This window comes from Nocardia aegles, assembly GCF_052545135.1.
On sequence record NZ_JBQWRI010000003.1, the window covers coordinates 172922 to 189871 of the forward strand.

14 protein-coding genes are annotated in these 16950 nt (G+C 70.0%); 7 read left to right on the forward strand and 7 right to left on the reverse strand.

What is annotated here, in order from left to right:
* Positions 1 to 478: 478 nt before the first annotated feature.
* Both ACT89H_RS10795 and ACT89H_RS10800 read right to left on the reverse strand, forming a co-directional pair.
* Positions 479 to 3685 carry an AAA family ATPase gene (locus ACT89H_RS10795; protein ID WP_445108418.1) on the reverse strand — a complete coding sequence of 1069 codons (3207 nt, stop codon included), beginning with the start codon at positions 3683 to 3685 and terminating at the stop codon, positions 479 to 481.
* Between the two features lie 34 nt (positions 3686 to 3719).
* Positions 3720 to 4895, reverse strand: coding sequence for a metallophosphoesterase family protein (locus tag ACT89H_RS10800; protein WP_445108419.1), 1176 nt, complete (start codon positions 4893 to 4895; stop codon positions 3720 to 3722).
* A 596-nt stretch (positions 4896 to 5491) separates the two neighbouring features.
* On the opposite strand from ACT89H_RS10800, the gene rmuC reads away from it, so the two are divergent.
* Positions 5492 to 6037 (forward strand): DNA recombination protein RmuC, encoded by a 546-nt coding sequence (gene rmuC / locus ACT89H_RS10805; protein ID WP_445108420.1) that lies wholly within the window; start codon positions 5492 to 5494, stop codon positions 6035 to 6037.
* 58 nt (positions 6038 to 6095) lie between these two features.
* The gene (locus ACT89H_RS10810; RefSeq protein ID WP_445108421.1) at positions 6096 to 6962 is read left to right on the forward strand and encodes a DUF6542 domain-containing protein; all 867 of its coding nucleotides are present in this window, start codon (positions 6096 to 6098) and stop codon (positions 6960 to 6962) included.
* Between the two features lie 25 nt (positions 6963 to 6987).
* Here ACT89H_RS10810 and ACT89H_RS10815 read toward each other — a convergent pair whose 3' ends face one another.
* Positions 6988 to 7998, reverse strand: coding sequence for a 4-hydroxy-3-methylbut-2-enyl diphosphate reductase (locus tag ACT89H_RS10815; protein ID WP_445108422.1), 1011 nt, complete (start codon positions 7996 to 7998; stop codon positions 6988 to 6990).
* Positions 7999 to 8274: 276 nt separating this feature from the next.
* On the opposite strand from ACT89H_RS10815, the gene ACT89H_RS10820 reads away from it, so the two are divergent.
* From ACT89H_RS10820 to ACT89H_RS10830, 3 genes are read left to right on the forward strand one after another with little or no spacing between them, the layout of a single operon-like run.
* Positions 8275 to 8928: a lipid droplet-associated protein gene (locus ACT89H_RS10820; RefSeq protein WP_445108423.1), complete on the forward strand. Its 654-nt coding sequence runs from the start codon at positions 8275 to 8277 to the stop codon at positions 8926 to 8928.
* Complete coding sequence (xseA, locus tag ACT89H_RS10825) at positions 8925 to 10247, forward strand: exodeoxyribonuclease VII large subunit (RefSeq protein WP_445108424.1); 1323 nt, start codon at positions 8925 to 8927, stop codon at positions 10245 to 10247. The genes ACT89H_RS10820 and xseA overlap by 4 nt, the downstream gene beginning before the upstream one ends.
* A gap of 1 nt (position 10248) precedes the next feature.
* Positions 10249 to 10524 carry an exodeoxyribonuclease VII small subunit gene (locus ACT89H_RS10830; protein WP_445108425.1) on the forward strand — a complete coding sequence of 92 codons (276 nt, stop codon included), beginning with the start codon at positions 10249 to 10251 and terminating at the stop codon, positions 10522 to 10524.
* A gap of 65 nt (positions 10525 to 10589) precedes the next feature.
* Here ACT89H_RS10830 and ACT89H_RS10835 read toward each other — a convergent pair whose 3' ends face one another.
* Both ACT89H_RS10835 and ACT89H_RS10840 read right to left on the reverse strand, forming a co-directional pair.
* The gene (locus tag ACT89H_RS10835; protein ID WP_445108426.1) at positions 10590 to 11087 is read right to left on the reverse strand and encodes a GNAT family N-acetyltransferase; all 498 of its coding nucleotides are present in this window, start codon (positions 11085 to 11087) and stop codon (positions 10590 to 10592) included.
* Positions 11088 to 11276: 189 nt separating this feature from the next.
* Positions 11277 to 11843, reverse strand: a complete 567-nt coding sequence (locus tag ACT89H_RS10840; RefSeq protein WP_445108427.1) for a DUF4245 domain-containing protein — start codon at positions 11841 to 11843, stop codon at positions 11277 to 11279.
* A gap of 129 nt (positions 11844 to 11972) precedes the next feature.
* Between ACT89H_RS10840 and glpX the strand changes: the two genes are divergently transcribed.
* Together glpX and ACT89H_RS10850 are read left to right on the forward strand one after the other, a co-directional pair.
* Positions 11973 to 13016 carry a class II fructose-bisphosphatase gene (glpX, locus tag ACT89H_RS10845; protein ID WP_445108428.1) on the forward strand — a complete coding sequence of 348 codons (1044 nt, stop codon included), beginning with the start codon at positions 11973 to 11975 and terminating at the stop codon, positions 13014 to 13016.
* Between the two features lie 774 nt (positions 13017 to 13790).
* Positions 13791 to 15194, forward strand: a complete 1404-nt coding sequence (locus ACT89H_RS10850) for a class II fumarate hydratase (RefSeq protein WP_445108429.1) — start codon at positions 13791 to 13793, stop codon at positions 15192 to 15194.
* A gap of 76 nt (positions 15195 to 15270) precedes the next feature.
* Here the strand turns inward: ACT89H_RS10850 and ACT89H_RS10855 are convergent, their stop codons facing one another.
* Together ACT89H_RS10855 and ACT89H_RS10860 are read right to left on the reverse strand one after the other, a co-directional pair.
* On the reverse strand, positions 15271 to 16128 hold the full coding sequence (locus tag ACT89H_RS10855; protein WP_445108430.1) for an acyl-ACP desaturase: 858 nt from the start codon (positions 16126 to 16128) through the stop codon (positions 15271 to 15273).
* Between the two features lie 101 nt (positions 16129 to 16229).
* Entirely contained in the window at positions 16230 to 16814 is a 585-nt protein-coding gene (locus tag ACT89H_RS10860) for an LGFP repeat-containing protein (protein ID WP_445108431.1), read from the reverse strand.
* Positions 16815 to 16950 lie beyond the last annotated feature (136 nt).

Consider the following 16950-nt stretch of genomic DNA (forward strand, 5'->3'; position numbering starts at 1 on the left):
TGAGACCCAGTCCATTCAGATCCTGTCCTCACCCTGGCCGAGTGCGGACATGGGTATGCCTCAGCTCGACCAGACTGCAATCTGGTTGAACCAAGGTCCATGCCCCGGCTAAGCAGGATCTTGATGTGTGTCGGTTACATCTATCTAGCTGGCCTGAACATGACAGGAGCAGCCGGTGACCCTGTCAGCCCTCCTCCCGTGACGCGGGTTCGGAGGGACCTCCCAATTTTCGTCCACCAACGTACCGACGAGCCTGTTGCCGTGCAACTTCAGTCAAGGGGCCACTGCCATCTGTCCTGAGCACCACCCAGGCGGGTTGTAAAACTCGACAGTCGAGTACTCCACCGCGCTCATGCCCGCCTCCTCGACCACCGCGCGCAGGCAGTCGCCCGCGCAGCCCATGTTCTGGAGCACTGCGGGAACCGGCAGCGCAGTGGCGGCCCGGAAACCGCCTGCGTCTCGCCGGCAGATGCGCCGCTCAGGCGATGGTCGCCTGGAGGCGGGAGCCGTCGCGGCCGCGCACGACGTGCAGGCGGCTGGGGATGCGCTGGCGCATCTCGTCTACGTGGCTGACCACGCCGACCACGCGTCCGCCCGCACGAAGATCGTCCAGGACGCCCATCACGGCGTCCAGGGTGTCGGCGTCCAGGCTGCCGAACCCCTCATCGATGAACAGGGTGTCGAGCACCAGGCCACCGGATTCGGCGGCGACGGTGTCGGCCAGGCCGAGCGCCAGCGAGAGGGAGGCCATGAAGGTTTCGCCACCGGAGAGTGTCTTGGCCGGGCGGACGGCTCCGGTGTAGTCGTCGCGGATGTCCAGTCCGAGGCCGCCTCGGCGACCGCGCGGGCCGGCCTTGTCCGAGTGGACGAATTCGTAACGGCCGCCGGACATTCGGCGAAGCCGCAGCGATCCAGCCTGGGCGACTTCTTCCAGGCGGGCGGCCAGAACGTAGGAGTGCAGGGACATGCGGCGATTGTTCGCACCGCGCCCGGCGACCAGATCGGCGAGACCGTCGAGTTCCTCGAACGCTCGCTGTGCCGGGGCGATCCGGTCCACGGCGGCCCAGAGCTGGCCGCCGAGTTCCTCGAGCTGGCTCGCTCGCCTGCTCGCCTCGGCATGGGCGGCCACCGCGGCGTTGAGCGCGGTCTGCGCGGCCCTGACCAGCGCGTCGAGCTCGGCCGGATCGCCGGGCTGCTGCTCCGACGCCGCTCGGATCTCCGGTTCCGCAAGCACCGCTTCCGCCGCGGCACGGGCACGGTCGGCCGACACGAGTTCCGCGTCGATCTCGGCTTGTCGCCGCGAGTCACGCCGGGCGGGGGTGACGACTTTCGCGTAGGCGGTCAAGCGTGCGACATCGTCTCCTTCAGTGACGCGGGCGTCCGCGCCGAGAAGCGCCGGTTCCTCCGCGCCGACGGACGTCGAAGCGGCGGCTGTCTCGCCGGATTCCGCGAGCTGAGCCGAACCCGCACCCGGCAGAGCCGCGCCCTCGGCAGTGGCAGTCGCGGAGCCCGGAGCCGACAGCGGACCGCCGTACTCGGCGTCCGGCACGAAACCCGCGGCCCGGGCGAGGTTTTCGACCCGATCGGCGATCAGGGACACCTGCTCACCCGCCGCCACCGCTTCGGCGCGGGCAGCACGCAGGGCGGTCGCCGCGGCGACGAGATCGGCGAGCCGGGCACGGCGGCGGTCGATGGTCAGGTCCGCGCCCGCCGCGCTCCGCAGCCGGTCGGTGAGCTCGGCGAGGCGCTTCTCGGCGGAGACGACCGTGGCGGCGACCGCGCTGCGGCGCGCTTCGGATGCGCGCAGATCGTCGTGCAGGCGCGCCTCGTCGGCGCGGAGACGTGTGAGTTCGGCTTCCAACCCGTCGGCGTCGGCGGCCAACTGCGCGGTGTCCTCGTACCGGTCGGTCGCGGCGCGAAGGGCCGCGGCGAGTTCGACGCGGTCGGTATCGCCACCGCGAGCGACCAGCGCTTCGATCTCCCGCTCCAGTCCGGTGATGCGAGCCAGCGCGCGATCGCGGGCATCCTCCGCGGCGCGCTCGGCCGCCCCCGCGGTCTCCTCCTCGTCCTTGGATACCGCGCCGTCGGTCGGCTGGGCGGGTGCGGGATGCTGCGCGGAACCGCAGACCGCGCAGGGGCTTCCATCGACCAGCTCGCCCGCCAGTTCGGCGGCCATTCCGCTCAGCCTGCGCTCCCGCAGATCCAGCACGAGTTCTTTGGCGTCGAGGTGCGCGGTGCGGGCGGCCTCGAACTCGACCCGGGCGTGATCGAGCGCGGTGCGCCGGGCGGCCAGCTCGACGGCGGCTGTGGCGGCGGCCTGCAACCGTTCGGTCTCCGCCGTGATGCCGGGCAGTGCGGCGACCGCTTCCGCGGCCTCGCGCAGCCTGGTCTCGGCCGCGGTGAGCGCGGCGGGCAGTTCCTGGCGTCGCGCGGCGAGCTCGGTGACACGCCGGGCCAGCGCCGCGTCCTCGGCGCGCAAGGCGTCGAGTTCACCGCCGAGCCGGGTGGCGGTGGCGACGTCGGTCTGCACTTCGTCCAGCGCGCCGATCTGCGCGCTCCAGCGCTGGATCGCCGTGTCGATATCGGCGTCGTCGCGTACCCGGTCGCCGTCGACCAGTTCCACACCGCCGAGTTCGGCGCTCGCCGGTTCCAGCAGTCCGGACGCGAGATGCGTTGCCGCCGTGTGCTTGTCGCTGTCGCGCCTGCGTTGGTTCTGCACCGCCGCACGTGCTTCGTCGATGGCGGCGCAGACCGGCTCGGCCCGGCGAGCGAGGTCGAGTTCGGCCTGCAGGGCGGCGCGCCGAGCGGCGCCCGCGGCATAGTCGTCCAGTTGCGCGCGCGCCGCGCTCATGCGGCGACGCAGCTCGTGCAACCGACGCTGCTGTTCGGCCCGCTCCTGGACGCGCGCCGACTCCTGTTGGCACCGTTCGACCTCCGCCACGGCGGTGGCCAGATCGGCGCGCGCGGTGGAAAGCAGGTCCTGCGACCACCCGACGCACTCGCTCGTACCGACCGAATCCGCTACTCCCGCAGCCATACCCACTTGCGTGATCAGCCGCTTGATACCATCGGTACGAGCATCCAGATCCGCTCCGGCGGCGCGGCGTCTGTCGGCCAGCCACTCCTCGGCGGTGCCGAAACGCTTGGTGTCGAAGAGTTTTTCGAGCAGTTTCTCGCGATCTTCGTTGTCCGCGCGCAGGAATCGGGCGAAGTCACCCTGGGGCAGCAGCGCCACCTGGAAGAACTGGTCGGCGCTCATGCCGAGCAGGCGCAGCACCTCGTCACCGATGTCCGGTATGCGGGAGAGGTTCTCCCCTCGGCCGTCCAGCCAGGTCAGCGTCGCCTTCGGAGTGATCGTGCGCGTGCCGGTGCCGTCCCGCTTGGGACGCTGGAACTCGGGGCTCCTGGTCAGACGCAGTCGCCGTCCGCCCAAGGTCGCCTCCAACACCACCTGAGGTGGCGTCTGTTCCGGTGCGTGATCGGAGTGCAGCCGCTTGCTCTCCCCGCGTGCGCCGGGAACCCGGCCATAGAGCGCGAACGCGATGGCGTCCAGCACCGTGGTCTTGCCCGCGCCGGTCTGGCCGTGCAGCAGGAACAGCCCGTCGGCGCCGAGCGCGTCGAAGTCGACGACCGTGGTGGCGGCGAACGGGCCGAAGGCGGTCATCTCCAGCTTGTGCAGCCTCATGCCGTCGCGCCTGCGCTCGGCCTCGGCAAGGCGCTCATGCGGTCAGTTCCTCCGCGGCGGCCACGGTGGCCACCTGCTCCGGTTCGGCGACCGCGGCGGAGAGCGCTCGCTCCAGCCAGATCATCTCGCTCGAGCTGGGTGCGCCGCGGACGTCGGTGAGGAAGCTGTGGGCGACTTCGATGTCGCGACGGCCGTGCACCCGCTCACGGTAGCGCAGGTCCGGGCCGCCCTCGGGCCGTACCCATTCGACGTGCACCGCATAGGGGAACCGCGCACGCAGTTTGCGCATGGCGTCGACCGGGCGGGCGATATCGATGAGCACGGCGGACACGTAGTGCTCCTCGGCCGCGCCGTACTCCGCGCTGCTGAGCAACTCGTCCAGGGTGCCGGTCAGCTTGCTCAGGCCCCGGACCGCCGGTAGGTCCCGACGGCGCACATCATGCAGGCCGGACGCATCCAGTTCGACGATCCACACCGCTTTGCGATGCGCATTCTCGCCGAACGAATACGGCAGCGGTGAGCCGGAGTAGCGGACCGCTTCCGCGAGCGTCTGCGGTGAATGCAGGTGGCCGAGCGCCACATAGTCGATGCCGTCGAACGCGGCCAGCGGGACCGTCTCCACGCCGCCGACCGAGATGGACCGCTCCGATCCGGTGGCTTCCCCGCCGACCACGAAGGCGTGCGCCAGCACGACCGTCCGCACCCCCGGTCGCCGTGCGATGTCGGCACGCACCAGGGCCATGGCCGCGTCCAGGATCTCGGCGTGTGAACGTGCCTGCAGCACTCCGAGTTCGGCGCGGGTGATCTCCGGTTCCAGGTACGGGATGCCGTAGAACGCCACCGGCCCGTGCTCGTCCTCCAGCAGCACGGGCCGGTCGGCGTCGGCCACGGTGGTGCGCAGATGCAGCCCACCCGCCGCGGCGAAGCTCGCGCCCGCGCCCAGCCGGGCCGGCGAATCGTGGTTCCCCGAAGTGGCGACGATCTGGGCGCCGGCGGCGCGGATCGCCTCGAATCCCCGGTTGCACACCGCGATCGCGTCGGCGCTGGGGATCGACCGGTCGTACACGTCACCCGGTAGCACCACCACATCGACCGATTCCTCGGCCACCAGCTCCGCGATGGCGCTCAGTGAACGAGCCTGGTCGGCAAGCAGATCGACCCCGTGGAACGTGCGCCCGATGTGCCAGTCCGAGGTGTGCAGCATCCGCATGCCGCGAAACCGTAGGGCAAGGCACCGACAGACTTCAATCGCCACGCGCGCTGTGTCGGATTCGCCCAGCACGGGCCCGGCGTGTCCCTCAGACGTTCGAGCCGGCCGGTTCCGGTTCGGCGACGAGCCGAAACCTCGCGCAACTCTTGGCCTCCCGAACCCCGTGACGTGGGCCGATCCGGATGCCAGAAGCCGAACGGGTATGCGGGATACGCGGCAACGCACCGGCCCAGCCGGTTTCCGACCCGATGCCGGGCAGTTGCCGAATGCTCGTTCTTGTCGGTGACGTACGGCACTATCCGCGCTATGACCGCATCGATGCTCGTCGCCTTGACGCTGGTGGTCGCCGCCGTTTCCGCCGCGGCCGGGCTGGGCCGCGCGGCGCGGGCCGGGCAACGCGCGGGGCACGGCTCGTTGGTCGAGCCGGCGCGGACGACCGGGTATTGCGATTTCCAGACCCAAGTGAGCCGTACCGGTCGTGGCGAGGACGACCGCACGGTGCTACCCGGTCTGGTGGTGCGGCAGGCACCTCGTGGTGGACGCCGAGGTGCCGTTCGCCGCCTACCCGGACGCCTGCGACACCGACAACCCCCGATATGCGCGGCGAGCTGCTCATCAGGCACGCCCGACATCCGCGGGCACATTTCGACGACTTGTCCGACCATGCGCGCTGGGCCGCCGGCGACCCAGCGCCGGCATTCGTGGTGCCGTCCGTGCCCGGCGATCCATGCCTGAACGCCGCCCTGACCACCGACTCCGAGCTGCTGGAGGACCCGTTCAGCCGCACTGTGATCCTCGCTACTGCGACCATCCCGACGGCGTCGCTGCGCACCATCGCCTTCGCCCGGCGGCAAAGAGACCCTTCCCAAGGACATAGCTACCGTGCAGCGTCTCGGCCGCGAGCTGGACCACCGGCTCGAAGGACGGGAAACACCCTGGACCGGCTGAGAGCGCAACTCGGCAGGGCCGTCGAGGCTTTCGACTACACCCTGGCATCAGTGGAGTCCCGGGTGATGGTCACCGCGCGAACTACACGAGCGGGAGATAGCCGTGCAGGAAGTGCCCGAGATCGGGCGCGTGGATTCGGGGCCTCGCGCGGTGAGCTTCGCCGACACGGGCGAGTAACCGGGAGTGGCGAGTAACCGGGAGTATGGCCGTGCCGCCACGCCGCCGCGAGTGGCGGCAACTAGTGTGCATGTCGTGGCTGCTTCCGAACGTGTGCGATCCCGGGTGCCCGCGCCGCAACGCTCGATCCTGCCGTCGGTGCCGGGGATCCCGGTCGGCGCGGCGATCCTGATCGCGGTTGCCTGCACGTTTCTGGGATTTCTGATCGATGCCGGCGGCGGCAGTGCCGAGCTGACCGGCACGTTCGCCGCGCTGTACGTCGTGGGCTGTGTGGCCGCCGTCGCCGCCGTCCGCTACCGGGGCTTGTTCAGCACGATGGTGCTGCCGCCACTGCTGCTCTTCGTCGCTGTTCCGCTGGCCTATCAGCAGCTCACCGGCCGTGATACGACCTCGATCAAGGACATCCTGCTCAACCTGGCGATCCCGCTGGTGAACCGGTTCCCGACGATGGCGCTGGCCACGGTGATCGTCCTGCTGATCGGTGGCGCCCGGATCTACCAGCATCGCCGGGAAGAAGGAGCAGACAAGCCGCTGTCGCCACGCCGGGGCGCCGAGGCGAGCAAATCGCCCGCGAAGAAGAGCAGGCCCGGCCGTTCCTCGCGCGGCCCCGCGGACGCGGCGCGCCGCACACCCCGCCGCCCGAAGGACGAGCCCGCCGAGCCGGCGTCGGCCGACGCGGACCAGCCCGCTGCGCGGCCGGCCCGCCGCACGGCGGCGCAAGTCGCCGATACCCCGCCGCGCATCGCTCCGTCCCGGCCGCGGGAAGGACGGGCTACTGCCCGGGGCGCCACCCGCCCGACCGCCGCCATGCCGCGGCCCGAAGGTGAACCTTCGCGCGGCGCGAGCCGCCGCCGTGATGCGCCGCCGCATCCCCAGCCGAATGTGCGCTATCGGGAACGCGATTCGAACCGCCCGGAACGGCGCAGGCCGGAGAACCTGTAGGGTCGCGACAGCGGCGGACCGGGCCTCAGCGCCGGGCGTCGCGCAGCTCGCGGGGAAGGGCGAAGACGAGGGTTTCGTTGGCCGTGGTGACCGGCTGGACGTCGCCGTAACCGTGCTCGGCCAGCATGTCCAGCACGCCGCGGACCAGGATCTCGGGCACCGAGGCGCCCGAGGTGATGCCGATCGTGCGAACGCCGTCGAGCCAGGCCGGGTCGATCTCGCGTGCGAAGTCCACCAGGTGCGCGGCCTTGGCGCCCGCACCGAGCGCCACCTCCACCAGACGCACCGAGTTCGACGAGTTGCGGGAGCCGACCACGATCACCAGATCACATTCCGGCGCCATCGCCTTGACCGCGACCTGGCGGTTCTGCGTGGCGTAGCAGATGTCGTCGCTCGGCGGATCCTGCAGGGCGGGGAAGCGCTCGCGCAGCCGCTGCACCGTCTCCATCGTCTCGTCCACGCTCAACGTGGTCTGCGAAAGCCAGATCACCTTCGACTCGTCGCGCACGCTGACCTGGTCCACCGCGCCCGGCCCGTCGACGAGCTGGACGTGCTCGGGCGCCTCACCCGCGGTGCCCTCGACCTCCTCGTGGCCCTCGTGACCGATCAGCAGGATGTCGTAGTCGTCACGGGCGAACCGCTTCGCCTCCTGGTGCACCTTGGTCACCAGCGGGCAGGTGGCATCGATGGTGTGCAGGCTGCGCGCGGCGGCCGACGCGTGCACCGCGGGGGACACGCCGTGCGCGGAGAACACGACGACCGCGCCCTCGGGGACCTGGTCGGTCTCGTCGACGAAGATCACGCCGCGCTCGCGCAGCGTCTCCACGACATGCCGGTTGTGCACGATTTCCTTGCGCACGTAGATGGGCGCACCGTGCTTCTCCAGCGCCTTCTCCACGGTTTCGACCGCCCGGTCCACGCCGGCGCAGTACCCGCGCGGCTCCGCGAGCAGCACACGTTTTCCGCCGTCGGCAAGGCCGCTTCCGGCGCCTGCCGAGCGGGCGATTCCGACGTTCAAGGGAATGGCCGAAGACATGCCCACAGGATACGTGCGACCCGGGATCACGCCACGTGCGGGAGTTGCCCGTCATCCCACGCAGGAGCCACCCCCGAAGCTGCGGGAAGACGGCACGCCCTCGCCGACGATCGAGCGCCGCGATTGCCTCGGACACCCCCGCCGGGGTCTATTCTCCGCACTATGAGCACTCCGCCACGCGATACCCGCCGATCGGCGGTGCGCCGCTGCCGGTGGATGGCCGGACGGCGCGCGCCCCTCCTTTGCATACCACACCATTTCGGGCAGGCTAGGACCATGCTTCGACCACCCTTTCTGGCCCGGGTCGCCGCAGGCGCGGCCGTATACGCCTTCGAGGAATCCCGCCGGCTACCAACGGCGGCAATGAATTTCCCGATCACGGCCATCAGTCAGGTACTGCAGACGACGATGCACGTCCAGCAGTTCGTCACCAGTCTGGCCCTGAAGGGCGACGCGGTTTTCGATCGTTTGTCCAACCGCCCGGTCGAGCAGCCGGAGTGGGCCACCTTCGACGAGGATCTCGCCGACGAACCCAACCCCAGCACGCTGCGCACCAGCCGATTCGATCTTTACACCCCCGATGATTCCGCGCCGCCCCCCGCGCGCGAACCCGCGGCCACGGACGAGACCCACACCGGTGCGACCAACGGTCATGTCGCCTCGGTGACGCCGATCGGCGAACAACCGGCCGAAGAGCCGGACCGGGACACCGATCCCGAGCCCGCCGCGGAAGCGCCGGTCATCGCCGAACCGGAAGTCGCCGCCCGCTACGACTACGCCAATATGACCCTGGCCCAGTTGCGCGCCCGCCTGCGCCTGCTGACGATCGACGACCTCACCGCGCTGCTGGAGTACGAGCAGCACACCCGCGCCAGGGCGCCGTTCGTGACCATGCTCACGAACCGGATCGCCACTGTGCAGGCCCAGTGACCGAACCCCGGACACCTTCGACGCCGACGGCCGGCCGGGAGAACTCCGGTCAACCCGCCGGCGCACCGGCCAACTCCGCCGAGCACCCGTGGCCGGTGCGTTCGGTCGCCATCAAGGTCGCCCAGTGGATCGACCGGCTCGGCAGCATCTGGGTGGAGGGCCAGATCACCCAGATCAATCTTCGTCCGGGCACGCGCACCGCGTTCCTGGTGCTGCGCGACCCGTCCGCCGACATGTCGCTGTCGGTGACCTGCGATCCCGACCTCATCCGAAATTCCCCTGTTCCCCTGCACGAGGGCAGCCGGGTGGTCGTCTACGGCAAGCTCTCCTTCTTCACCGGGCGCGGCACGATCTCGCTGCGCGTGCTGGAGATCCGACCGGTGGGCATCGGTGAACTGCTGGCCCGGATCGAACGGCTGAAGGCGCTGCTGGACGCCGAGGGCCTGTTCGATCCCCGGCTCAAGCGCCCGATCCCCTTCCTGCCCGGAACCATCGGCCTCATCACCGGCCGCGCGAGCGCCGCCGAACGCGATGTGCTGAGCGTCGCCCGCAATCGCTGGCCCGCGGTGCGTTTCGAAATCCGCAACACCGCCGTGCAAGGACCGACCGCGGTGGCACAGATGCTCACGGCGCTGGCCGAACTCGATCGGCATCCGGACGTCGAGGTGATCGTGCTCGCCCGCGGGGGCGGCAGCGTGGAGGACCTGCTGCCGTTCTCCGACGAGGCGCTCTGCCGCGCCATCGTGGCCGCGACCACGCCGATCGTAAGCGCGATCGGCCACGAGCCGGACAATCCGCTCAGTGACTTCGTCGCCGATCTGCGTGCGGCCACGCCGACCGACGCCGCCAAACGGATCGTCCCGGATGCCGCCACCGAACTGGCCTGCGTCCGGGAATTGCGCGAGCGCACCGCCGCCGCCCTGCGGGGCTGGGTCGACCGGGAGACCAAAGCGCTCGCTCAGCTGCGCTCGCGGCCGGTGCTGGCCGACCCGCTGCGCGAGGTCGATCGCCGCCGCGAAGAAGTCGAACGCCTACGCACGGCCGCGCACCGCTGCGCCGAGCAGCTCCTCCGCACCGAAGCCACGGCCACCCGGCATCTGCGCGAGAAACTCACCGCCGTCGGCCCGGCCGCCACGCTGGCCCGTGGCTACGCTGTCGTACAGCGGGTCACCGGCCGGGAACGCGAGGTAGTGCGTTCGATCGAGGACGCGCCCGCGGGCAGCCAACTGCGCATCCGGGTCGCCGACGGGGCCATCACGGCCGCCGCGCTCGGCACCCAGGCCCTCGGCGCGAAGAACACCGACACAGGGAGGAACTGACGTGGCCGAGTCCGGCAAGTCCACGGGAACCGACGGGACGGGCGCCGACGCGGCCGACGACGCCGCCGAGATCGCCGGCTTCGGCTACGAACGCGCGCGGGACGAACTCGTCAACGTCGTCAAGATCCTCGAACAAGGCGGCCTCGACCTGGACGAATCCCTCGCACTGTGGGAGCGCGGCGAGGCGCTGGCCAACCGCTGCGAAGAACATCTCGCGGGTGCGCGCAAGCGTGTGGAGGACGCGCTGCACCGCACCGACCTGGAGCGGCGGGAATGACCAGCCGCCGCGCCTGGACCTGGGCTAGGTGGTGGAGCCACCGCTGACGACGGCCCCCGGCGTCGTCAGCGCGACGTGGCCGCGGCGCGGAACCGTGCGATGCCGTCCGCGCTGCTCACCCGCTCGAATCCGGCTTTCTCCAGCACCCGCACCGACGGCGGATTGGACAGTTCCACATCGGCGTGCACCGCGCGAACGCCCGGCGCGGTGAACGCGTGCGCCGTGAGGGCGACGGTGGCCTCGGTGGCGTAACCGCGACCGCGCCGCGAGGCGACGATGCCGTATCCGATCTCCAGGTCGCCGTCGGCGGGCGGCCAGAACAGCCCGATCGATCCCACGACGAGCCCGCTCGAGCGCTCGAGGACGAGCCGGTGCCCGAACGGCCCGAGCCAGTCCGGATGCGCCGCGAGCAGGCCCGCGATGACGCGATCGCCATCAGCCGGGAAATCCGCCGCCCACGCGGCGTCACGGCGGTCGTCGAGCACGGCGACCGCCCCACCTGCGGTCCACGACCGCAGGATCAGCCGTTCGGTGCGCAGATCAGGGGAAAGGGAAACAGACACGTGACACTCCTGGTCATCTAGGAAAGACCGGTCCGCGTCTACGGGAAAATCAGTGGCGCGCGAACCGGCGAAGGGCATGCGAAAGACGGCTGGGGGCAGCCATATTCATCGACCTCCGAAAACCGGTTCGGCACGTGTCTCGTGCCGCGGCAAAACTAACGAACGCGCGCCGCCGAAGACAAGCGGATTTCAGGGCTTCAGTGGTTGCGCCGCCGTGATCGCCTCGGCGAGCGTGGTGAACGCCGCGTGGTTGCCCGCGCCGGTGATCAACACGCGGGACTGACCGAGGTCGGTGATCCACGCGGTCTCCGAGCCCTGCTCGGCGTAGACGATCCACTTCTGCGCGCCGACCTGCTCGGTGCCGCCGGCGTAACGCGACCCGAGCACGAACCTGGCCAGCGCCTCCTCGGTGGCGTTGCTCTGGGTGAACCGCATGTAGGTGCCCTGCGGCGTGATGTAGCCGACCGTGCTGACCGGCCCGCCGCCGTTGCCGCTGATGGACTCGCGACTGCCGGAATTCGGCGTCCAGTCCGCGGGCAGGTCCGGGTTGCGGATGGGGAACGGCAGGGAACGCGCGTCGGCGGTGAGCGCCGCGCGCGCGTCGAAGTGCGGGATCCGACCCTGCGTCGGACCGTTCGCGGCGAAACTGCACTGGCTGGCCAGCCCGGCGAACACCAGCGCGATCAGGACCAACGGGATCAACGACCAGAACAGATCCCGGTAGTCGTTCAAGATGCGCGGCTTTTGGTACGACACGCTCCCAGTATCCACTCGTGCGGCGGCGCCGCCCCGTGCACCCCGACACCACGAGCAGGGGTGTACGGCCGTGCCATATCGAATGCGACAATCGACCCGTACGTCCCGACGCACAGGAGGCACCCCGCAATGACGGCAACTTCCCCCACACCTAGCCGCCGCGAGGCGCCCGACCGCAACCTCGCACTCGAGCTGGTCCGCGTGACCGAGGCCGGGGCGATGGCCGCGGGCCGGTGGGTCGGTCGCGGTGACAAGGAAGGGGGCGACGGCGCCGCCGTCGACGCCATGCGGCAGCTGGTCAGCTCGGTGTCCATGCGCGGCACCGTCGTGATCGGCGAGGGTGAGAAGGACGAGGCGCCCATGCTGTACAACGGCGAGGCCGTCGGCGACGGGACCGGCCCCGAAGTGGACTTCGCGGTGGACCCGATCGACGGCACCACGCTGATGTCCAAAGGCGTCCCCGGCGCGATCTCGGTGCTCGCGGTCGCCGAGCGCGGCGCGATGTTCGATCCGTCCGCGGTTTTCTACATGCACAAGATCGCCGTCGGCCCGGATGCCGCCGATGTGATCGATATCTCGGCGCCGATCGCGGAGAACATCCGCCGCGTCGCCAAGGCCAAGCACTCCTCGAAGTCCGACATGACCGTCTGCATCCTGGACCGTCCCCGGCACGCCGAGCTCATCCACCAGGTGCGCGAGGCAGGCGCCCGCATCCGCCTGATCTCCGACGGCGACGTCGCGGGCGCGATCGCCGCGGCCCGTCCCGACTCCGGCACCGACATCCTGGTCGGTATCGGCGGTACCCCGGAGGGCATCATCGCCGCCGCCGCGATGCGCTGCATGGGCGGCGAGCTGCAGGGCATGCTCGCACCGAAAGACGACGAGGAACGACAGAAGGCCATCGACGCGGGCCACGACCTCGACCGCGTGCTGACCACGGAGGACCTCGTCTCCGGTGAGAACGTGTTCTTCTGCGCCACCGGCGTGACCGACGGCGACCTGCTGCGCGGCGTGCGCTACTACGGTGGCGGCGCGTCCACCCAGTCGATCGTGATGCGCTCGAAGTCCGGCACGGTCCGCATGATCGACGCCTACCATCGCCTGACCAAGCTGCGCGAATACTCCTCGGTCGATTTCATCGGCGACGAACACGCGGTCCCGCCGCTGCCGTAATTTTTTTTCCAGCGCCTGCGGCGCTGGGTGTTCGCGGCTGTGTTTGTTTTTCCAGCGCCTGCGGCGCTGGGTGTTCACGGCCCCTTTGTGGCTCGCGTGTGCGCGACCACCGCTGGCGACTTCGTCGCGGACGCGGCGGCCGCGCACACGCGAGCCGGGCCGCGAACGGAACAGGCTCGGTCTCGCTGCGCTCGAAACCGGGGGCTGAGGGCGGTGGTCCCGCAATTTGGAAACCGCGACACCCGACGCGCGGGGTGAGTACGGCGTTTGTGCCTACGATCAGCGGTCGGACACCGTGTGGGTGACGTGCACGCAGTGCGCAAGCGGGCGGGTGGTGACGCTCCCCAGAGCGGCAGCGCGGCGGGGCGGGGCGGCAGCGGGGCGAAGCGGCAGCGCGGCGGGGCAGGGCGGCAGCGCAGCAGGGCAGGGCGGCAGCGCAGCAGGGCAGGGCGGCAGCGCAGCAGGGCAGGGCGGCAGCGCAGCAGGGCAGGGCGGCAGCGCAGCAGGGCAGGGCGGCAGCGCAGCAGGGCGGCGGGGCGGCAACTCGCGTCGAGACGGGTGAGTACCGTGTTCGGCCGCCACCGCTCGTTCCCTTTCGCCGTGCCCTTTTGCGGACCGATGTACTCCCATGTAGGTGACGCGGGCGCTGCTTCGGGCCACGGGGCGGGCACCTGGGAGGACAGTTCCTATTCCCACGCGAAGGCTGCCGAGGTGTGCGAATGACCTCAGGCGTGGCTGCCCCATGGGCCGCTGCCGCGGCATAGGGTCGGGTCCATGAGCGAGGAGACGCAGTACCGCATCGAGCACGACACCATGGGCGAGGTCCGGGTTCCGGTGAACGCTCTGTGGCGCGCGCAGACCCAGCGGGCCGTGGAGAACTTCCCGATCAGCGGACGCGGCTTGGAGCGCGCGCAGATTCGCGCGCTCGGCCTGCTGAAGGCCGCGTGCGCCACGGTCAACCGCGACCTGGGGCTGCTCGATCCCGTGAAGGCCGATGCCATCATCGCCGCGGCGCAGGAGATCGCGGGCGGCGAACACGACGATCAGTTCCCGATCGACGTCTTCCAAACCGGTTCCGGCACCAGCTCGAACATGAACGCCAACGAGGTGATCGCCTCGCTGGCCGAGGCGAAGGGTGTCACCGTTCACCCGAACGACGACGTGAACATGTCCCAGTCGTCCAACGACACCTTCCCCACCGCAACGCATCTCGCCGCTACTGAAGCGGTGATCACCGATCTGGTTCCCGCGCTGGAGCATCTGCGGCTGGCGCTACTGGACAAGTCGACGGAATGGCGCACCGTGGTGAAGTCCGGCCGCACCCACCTGATGGACGCCGTCCCGGTGACCCTCGGCCAGGAATTCGGCGGCTACACCCGACAGGTGGCCGCGGGCATCGACCGCATCATGGCGACGCTGCCGCGGCTGGGCGAACTACCCATCGGCGGCACGGCGGTCGGCACCGGCCTGAACGCGCCCGAGGGCTTCGGCGCGCGGGTCGTCGCGGAACTCGTGCGCGCCACCGACATCGATGCGTTGCGCGAAGCCGAGGACCACTTCGAGGCGCAGGCCGCGCGCGACGGCCTGGTCGAGGCGTCCGGCGCGCTCCGCACGATCGCGGTCAGCCTGACCAAGATCGCCAACGACATTCGCTGGATGGGCTCGGGCCCGCTCACCGGACTGGCCGAGATCCAGCTGCCGGATCTGCAACCGGGCAGCTCGATCATGCCCGGCAAAGTCAACCCGGTGTTGCCCGAGGCGGTGACCCAGGTCGGCGCGCAGGTGATCGGCAACGACGCCGCGGTGGCGTTCGCCGGCGCGAACGGCGCTTTCGAGCTGAACGTGTACATCCCGGTGATGGCGCGCAACCTGCTGGAGTCGATCCGCCTGCTGGCCAACGTCTCCCGATTGTTCGCCGACAAGTGTGTGCGCGGCCTGGTCGCGAATGTCGAGCACCTGCGCAGGCTCGCCGAGTCCTCCCCGTCGATCGTGACGCCGCTGAACTCGGCGATCGGCTACGAGGAGGCGGCGGCGGTCGCGAAGGAAGCGCTGAGGGAGAAGAAGACCATCCGCCAGACGGTTGTCGACCGCGGCCTGCTGGACGAGAAGCTGACCGAGGACGAACTCGACCGCCGCCTCGACGTGCTGGCCATGGCCAAGGTGAAGAAGCCGGACTGAGCGGCGCCGCAACGAACGCCGCCTCGGTGGCCGGAGCTGCCGAGGCGTCGTTCGTTCACTGCTTCCGCGGTACGGCTCAGTCGCGCAAATGCGCGAGTTCGTCGCGCGCGGTCGCACCGTCCGGACCGAAATCGGTGCGGCTGAAGATGTTCCATCGTTTCAGCAACGGGGCGAAGACCAGCTCGCCCTCCTTGGCGCGGTCGTAGACGCCCGCCTCGGCGAGCACCACGTCACTGCTGCGGCCGTCCGGCAGCGTCACCGTCGGGACCTCGAAGCCCGCGACCCGGTCGGCGATGGCCCGCACGGTCTGGTCCGGCGCCAGATCCAGCGCGGCGGCCACCAGGTCGGCGAAGAACACCGACTGCAATTCGTCGTCCAGCGCGATGCGCTCAGCGATAGCGGTGACCAGGGGATTCTCGCCGAGCGCGGCGATGTTGCGGTGGCGCAGCGCGCTGGCCGCCTCCTCGAACGCGGAGGTCGCCAGCACGTCGAGCAAGTGCATCGCCGGGCGGCGGAACCCCTTGGTCATGTGCTCCATGCGCAACCGCTCCAGTTCCACCGGATCGACGGCCCTGGTCACCACGAGATAGTTGCGGATGGTGATCTCGTGGCGGTTCTCCTCGGCCGTCCACCGGCCGACCCAGCGCCACCACGCGCCGGTGCGCAGGTGCTTGCCGATCTCACGGTGATACGAGGGCAGGTTGTCGGCGATCAGCACCGAAACGGTCAATGCCAGTTTGGCGGTCTCGCTGAGCTCGGACTGCTCCGCCGCCCAGTCGGTACCGTCGAGGAAGGCGAAGTTGCGCCCGTCGTCCCACGGCACGAAGTCGTGCGGCTGCCACCCGTCGGCGACATCCATGTGCTTACGCAGCAGCAGTTCTACGTCCACCGCGAGCGATTCGAGCAATTCGCGATCGGTCAGGAGAGTTTGCACCGAGACAACCTAGCGGCTTGGCCCGCGGAGCGGGAACGGATGGATGGGATTCACAGACAACCGAGACCGCACCGCGATCCCGGACGCCGGATAGATGGCTCCTACTTCGGCGTGACGGTGATAGTACCGTTCACCCAGGTGATGGTGCCGCCGGTGAAGTCGCTCTGCTTGCCGCCGGGGATGTCCTTCTCATCGCTGACCGGGTAGCCGAGCGGCCCCTGCGCACCGCCGTTGTCTTCCCACGCCTTGCGGATCTCGCCCCAGACGACGTGCGGTTCGCCCTCCTTGGGCTGATAGATCGTGCCGCCCGCGAAGTCCTGATAGTGGCCGTCGTCGGGTGCGTCCTCCGCGGCTTGCAGCGGCGGCCCGAGCGGACCGTTCGGGCCGCCGAGCTGCACGTACTTGTCGTAGATGTCGCCGGAGACGGCGATCTCCCCCGCCGGTGTCGCGATCTTGGTCGTCGCCTCGGCCGCGCCCGTGGTGCTCGTCGGGCTCGCTCCGGTATGTGTGGTCATCCCGGCGCTGGTGGTGGGGCTGGCGATCGAGGTGACCATACCGGTCATACTGGCCATACCGGTCTTGGCGCTGTCGCCTTTGTTGTCGTCGTTGCCGCAGCCGGCCAGGACCAGCCCTGCCGTGGCGAGTACTGCGGTGAATCCAGCCGTTCGTCGAGCGAAGTGGTGCATATCCATCCTCTCGCTGTGGGCTGCGGGCACAGCACGGGTTCGTGACGACGCCGCGCATAGCCTCGGTCGATGGTCAGACGATGACCCGGTGACCGACGAGCGGCCACCGGGTCATACCGATCAGCTATCGCGGCGG

Excerpts from the sequence above, each read along its gene's own strand:
- ACT89H_RS10795 (WP_445108418.1), bottom strand. The coding sequence starts at position 3,685 with ATGAGGCTGCACAAGCTGGAGATGACCGCCTTCGGCCCGTTCGCCGCC.
- ACT89H_RS10800 (WP_445108419.1), bottom strand. The coding sequence starts at position 4,895 with ATGCGGATGCTGCACACCTCGGACTGGCACATCGGGCGCACGTTCCAC.
- rmuC (WP_445108420.1), top strand. The coding sequence starts at position 5,492 with ATGCGCGGCGAGCTGCTCATCAGGCACGCCCGACATCCGCGGGCACAT.
- ACT89H_RS10815 (WP_445108422.1), bottom strand. The coding sequence starts at position 7,998 with ATGTCTTCGGCCATTCCCTTGAACGTCGGAATCGCCCGCTCGGCAGGC.
- ACT89H_RS10820 (WP_445108423.1), top strand. The coding sequence starts at position 8,275 with ATGCTTCGACCACCCTTTCTGGCCCGGGTCGCCGCAGGCGCGGCCGTA.
- glpX (WP_445108428.1), top strand. The coding sequence starts at position 11,973 with ATGACGGCAACTTCCCCCACACCTAGCCGCCGCGAGGCGCCCGACCGC.
- ACT89H_RS10850 (WP_445108429.1), top strand. The coding sequence starts at position 13,791 with ATGAGCGAGGAGACGCAGTACCGCATCGAGCACGACACCATGGGCGAG.
- ACT89H_RS10860 (WP_445108431.1), bottom strand. The coding sequence starts at position 16,814 with ATGCACCACTTCGCTCGACGAACGGCTGGATTCACCGCAGTACTCGCC.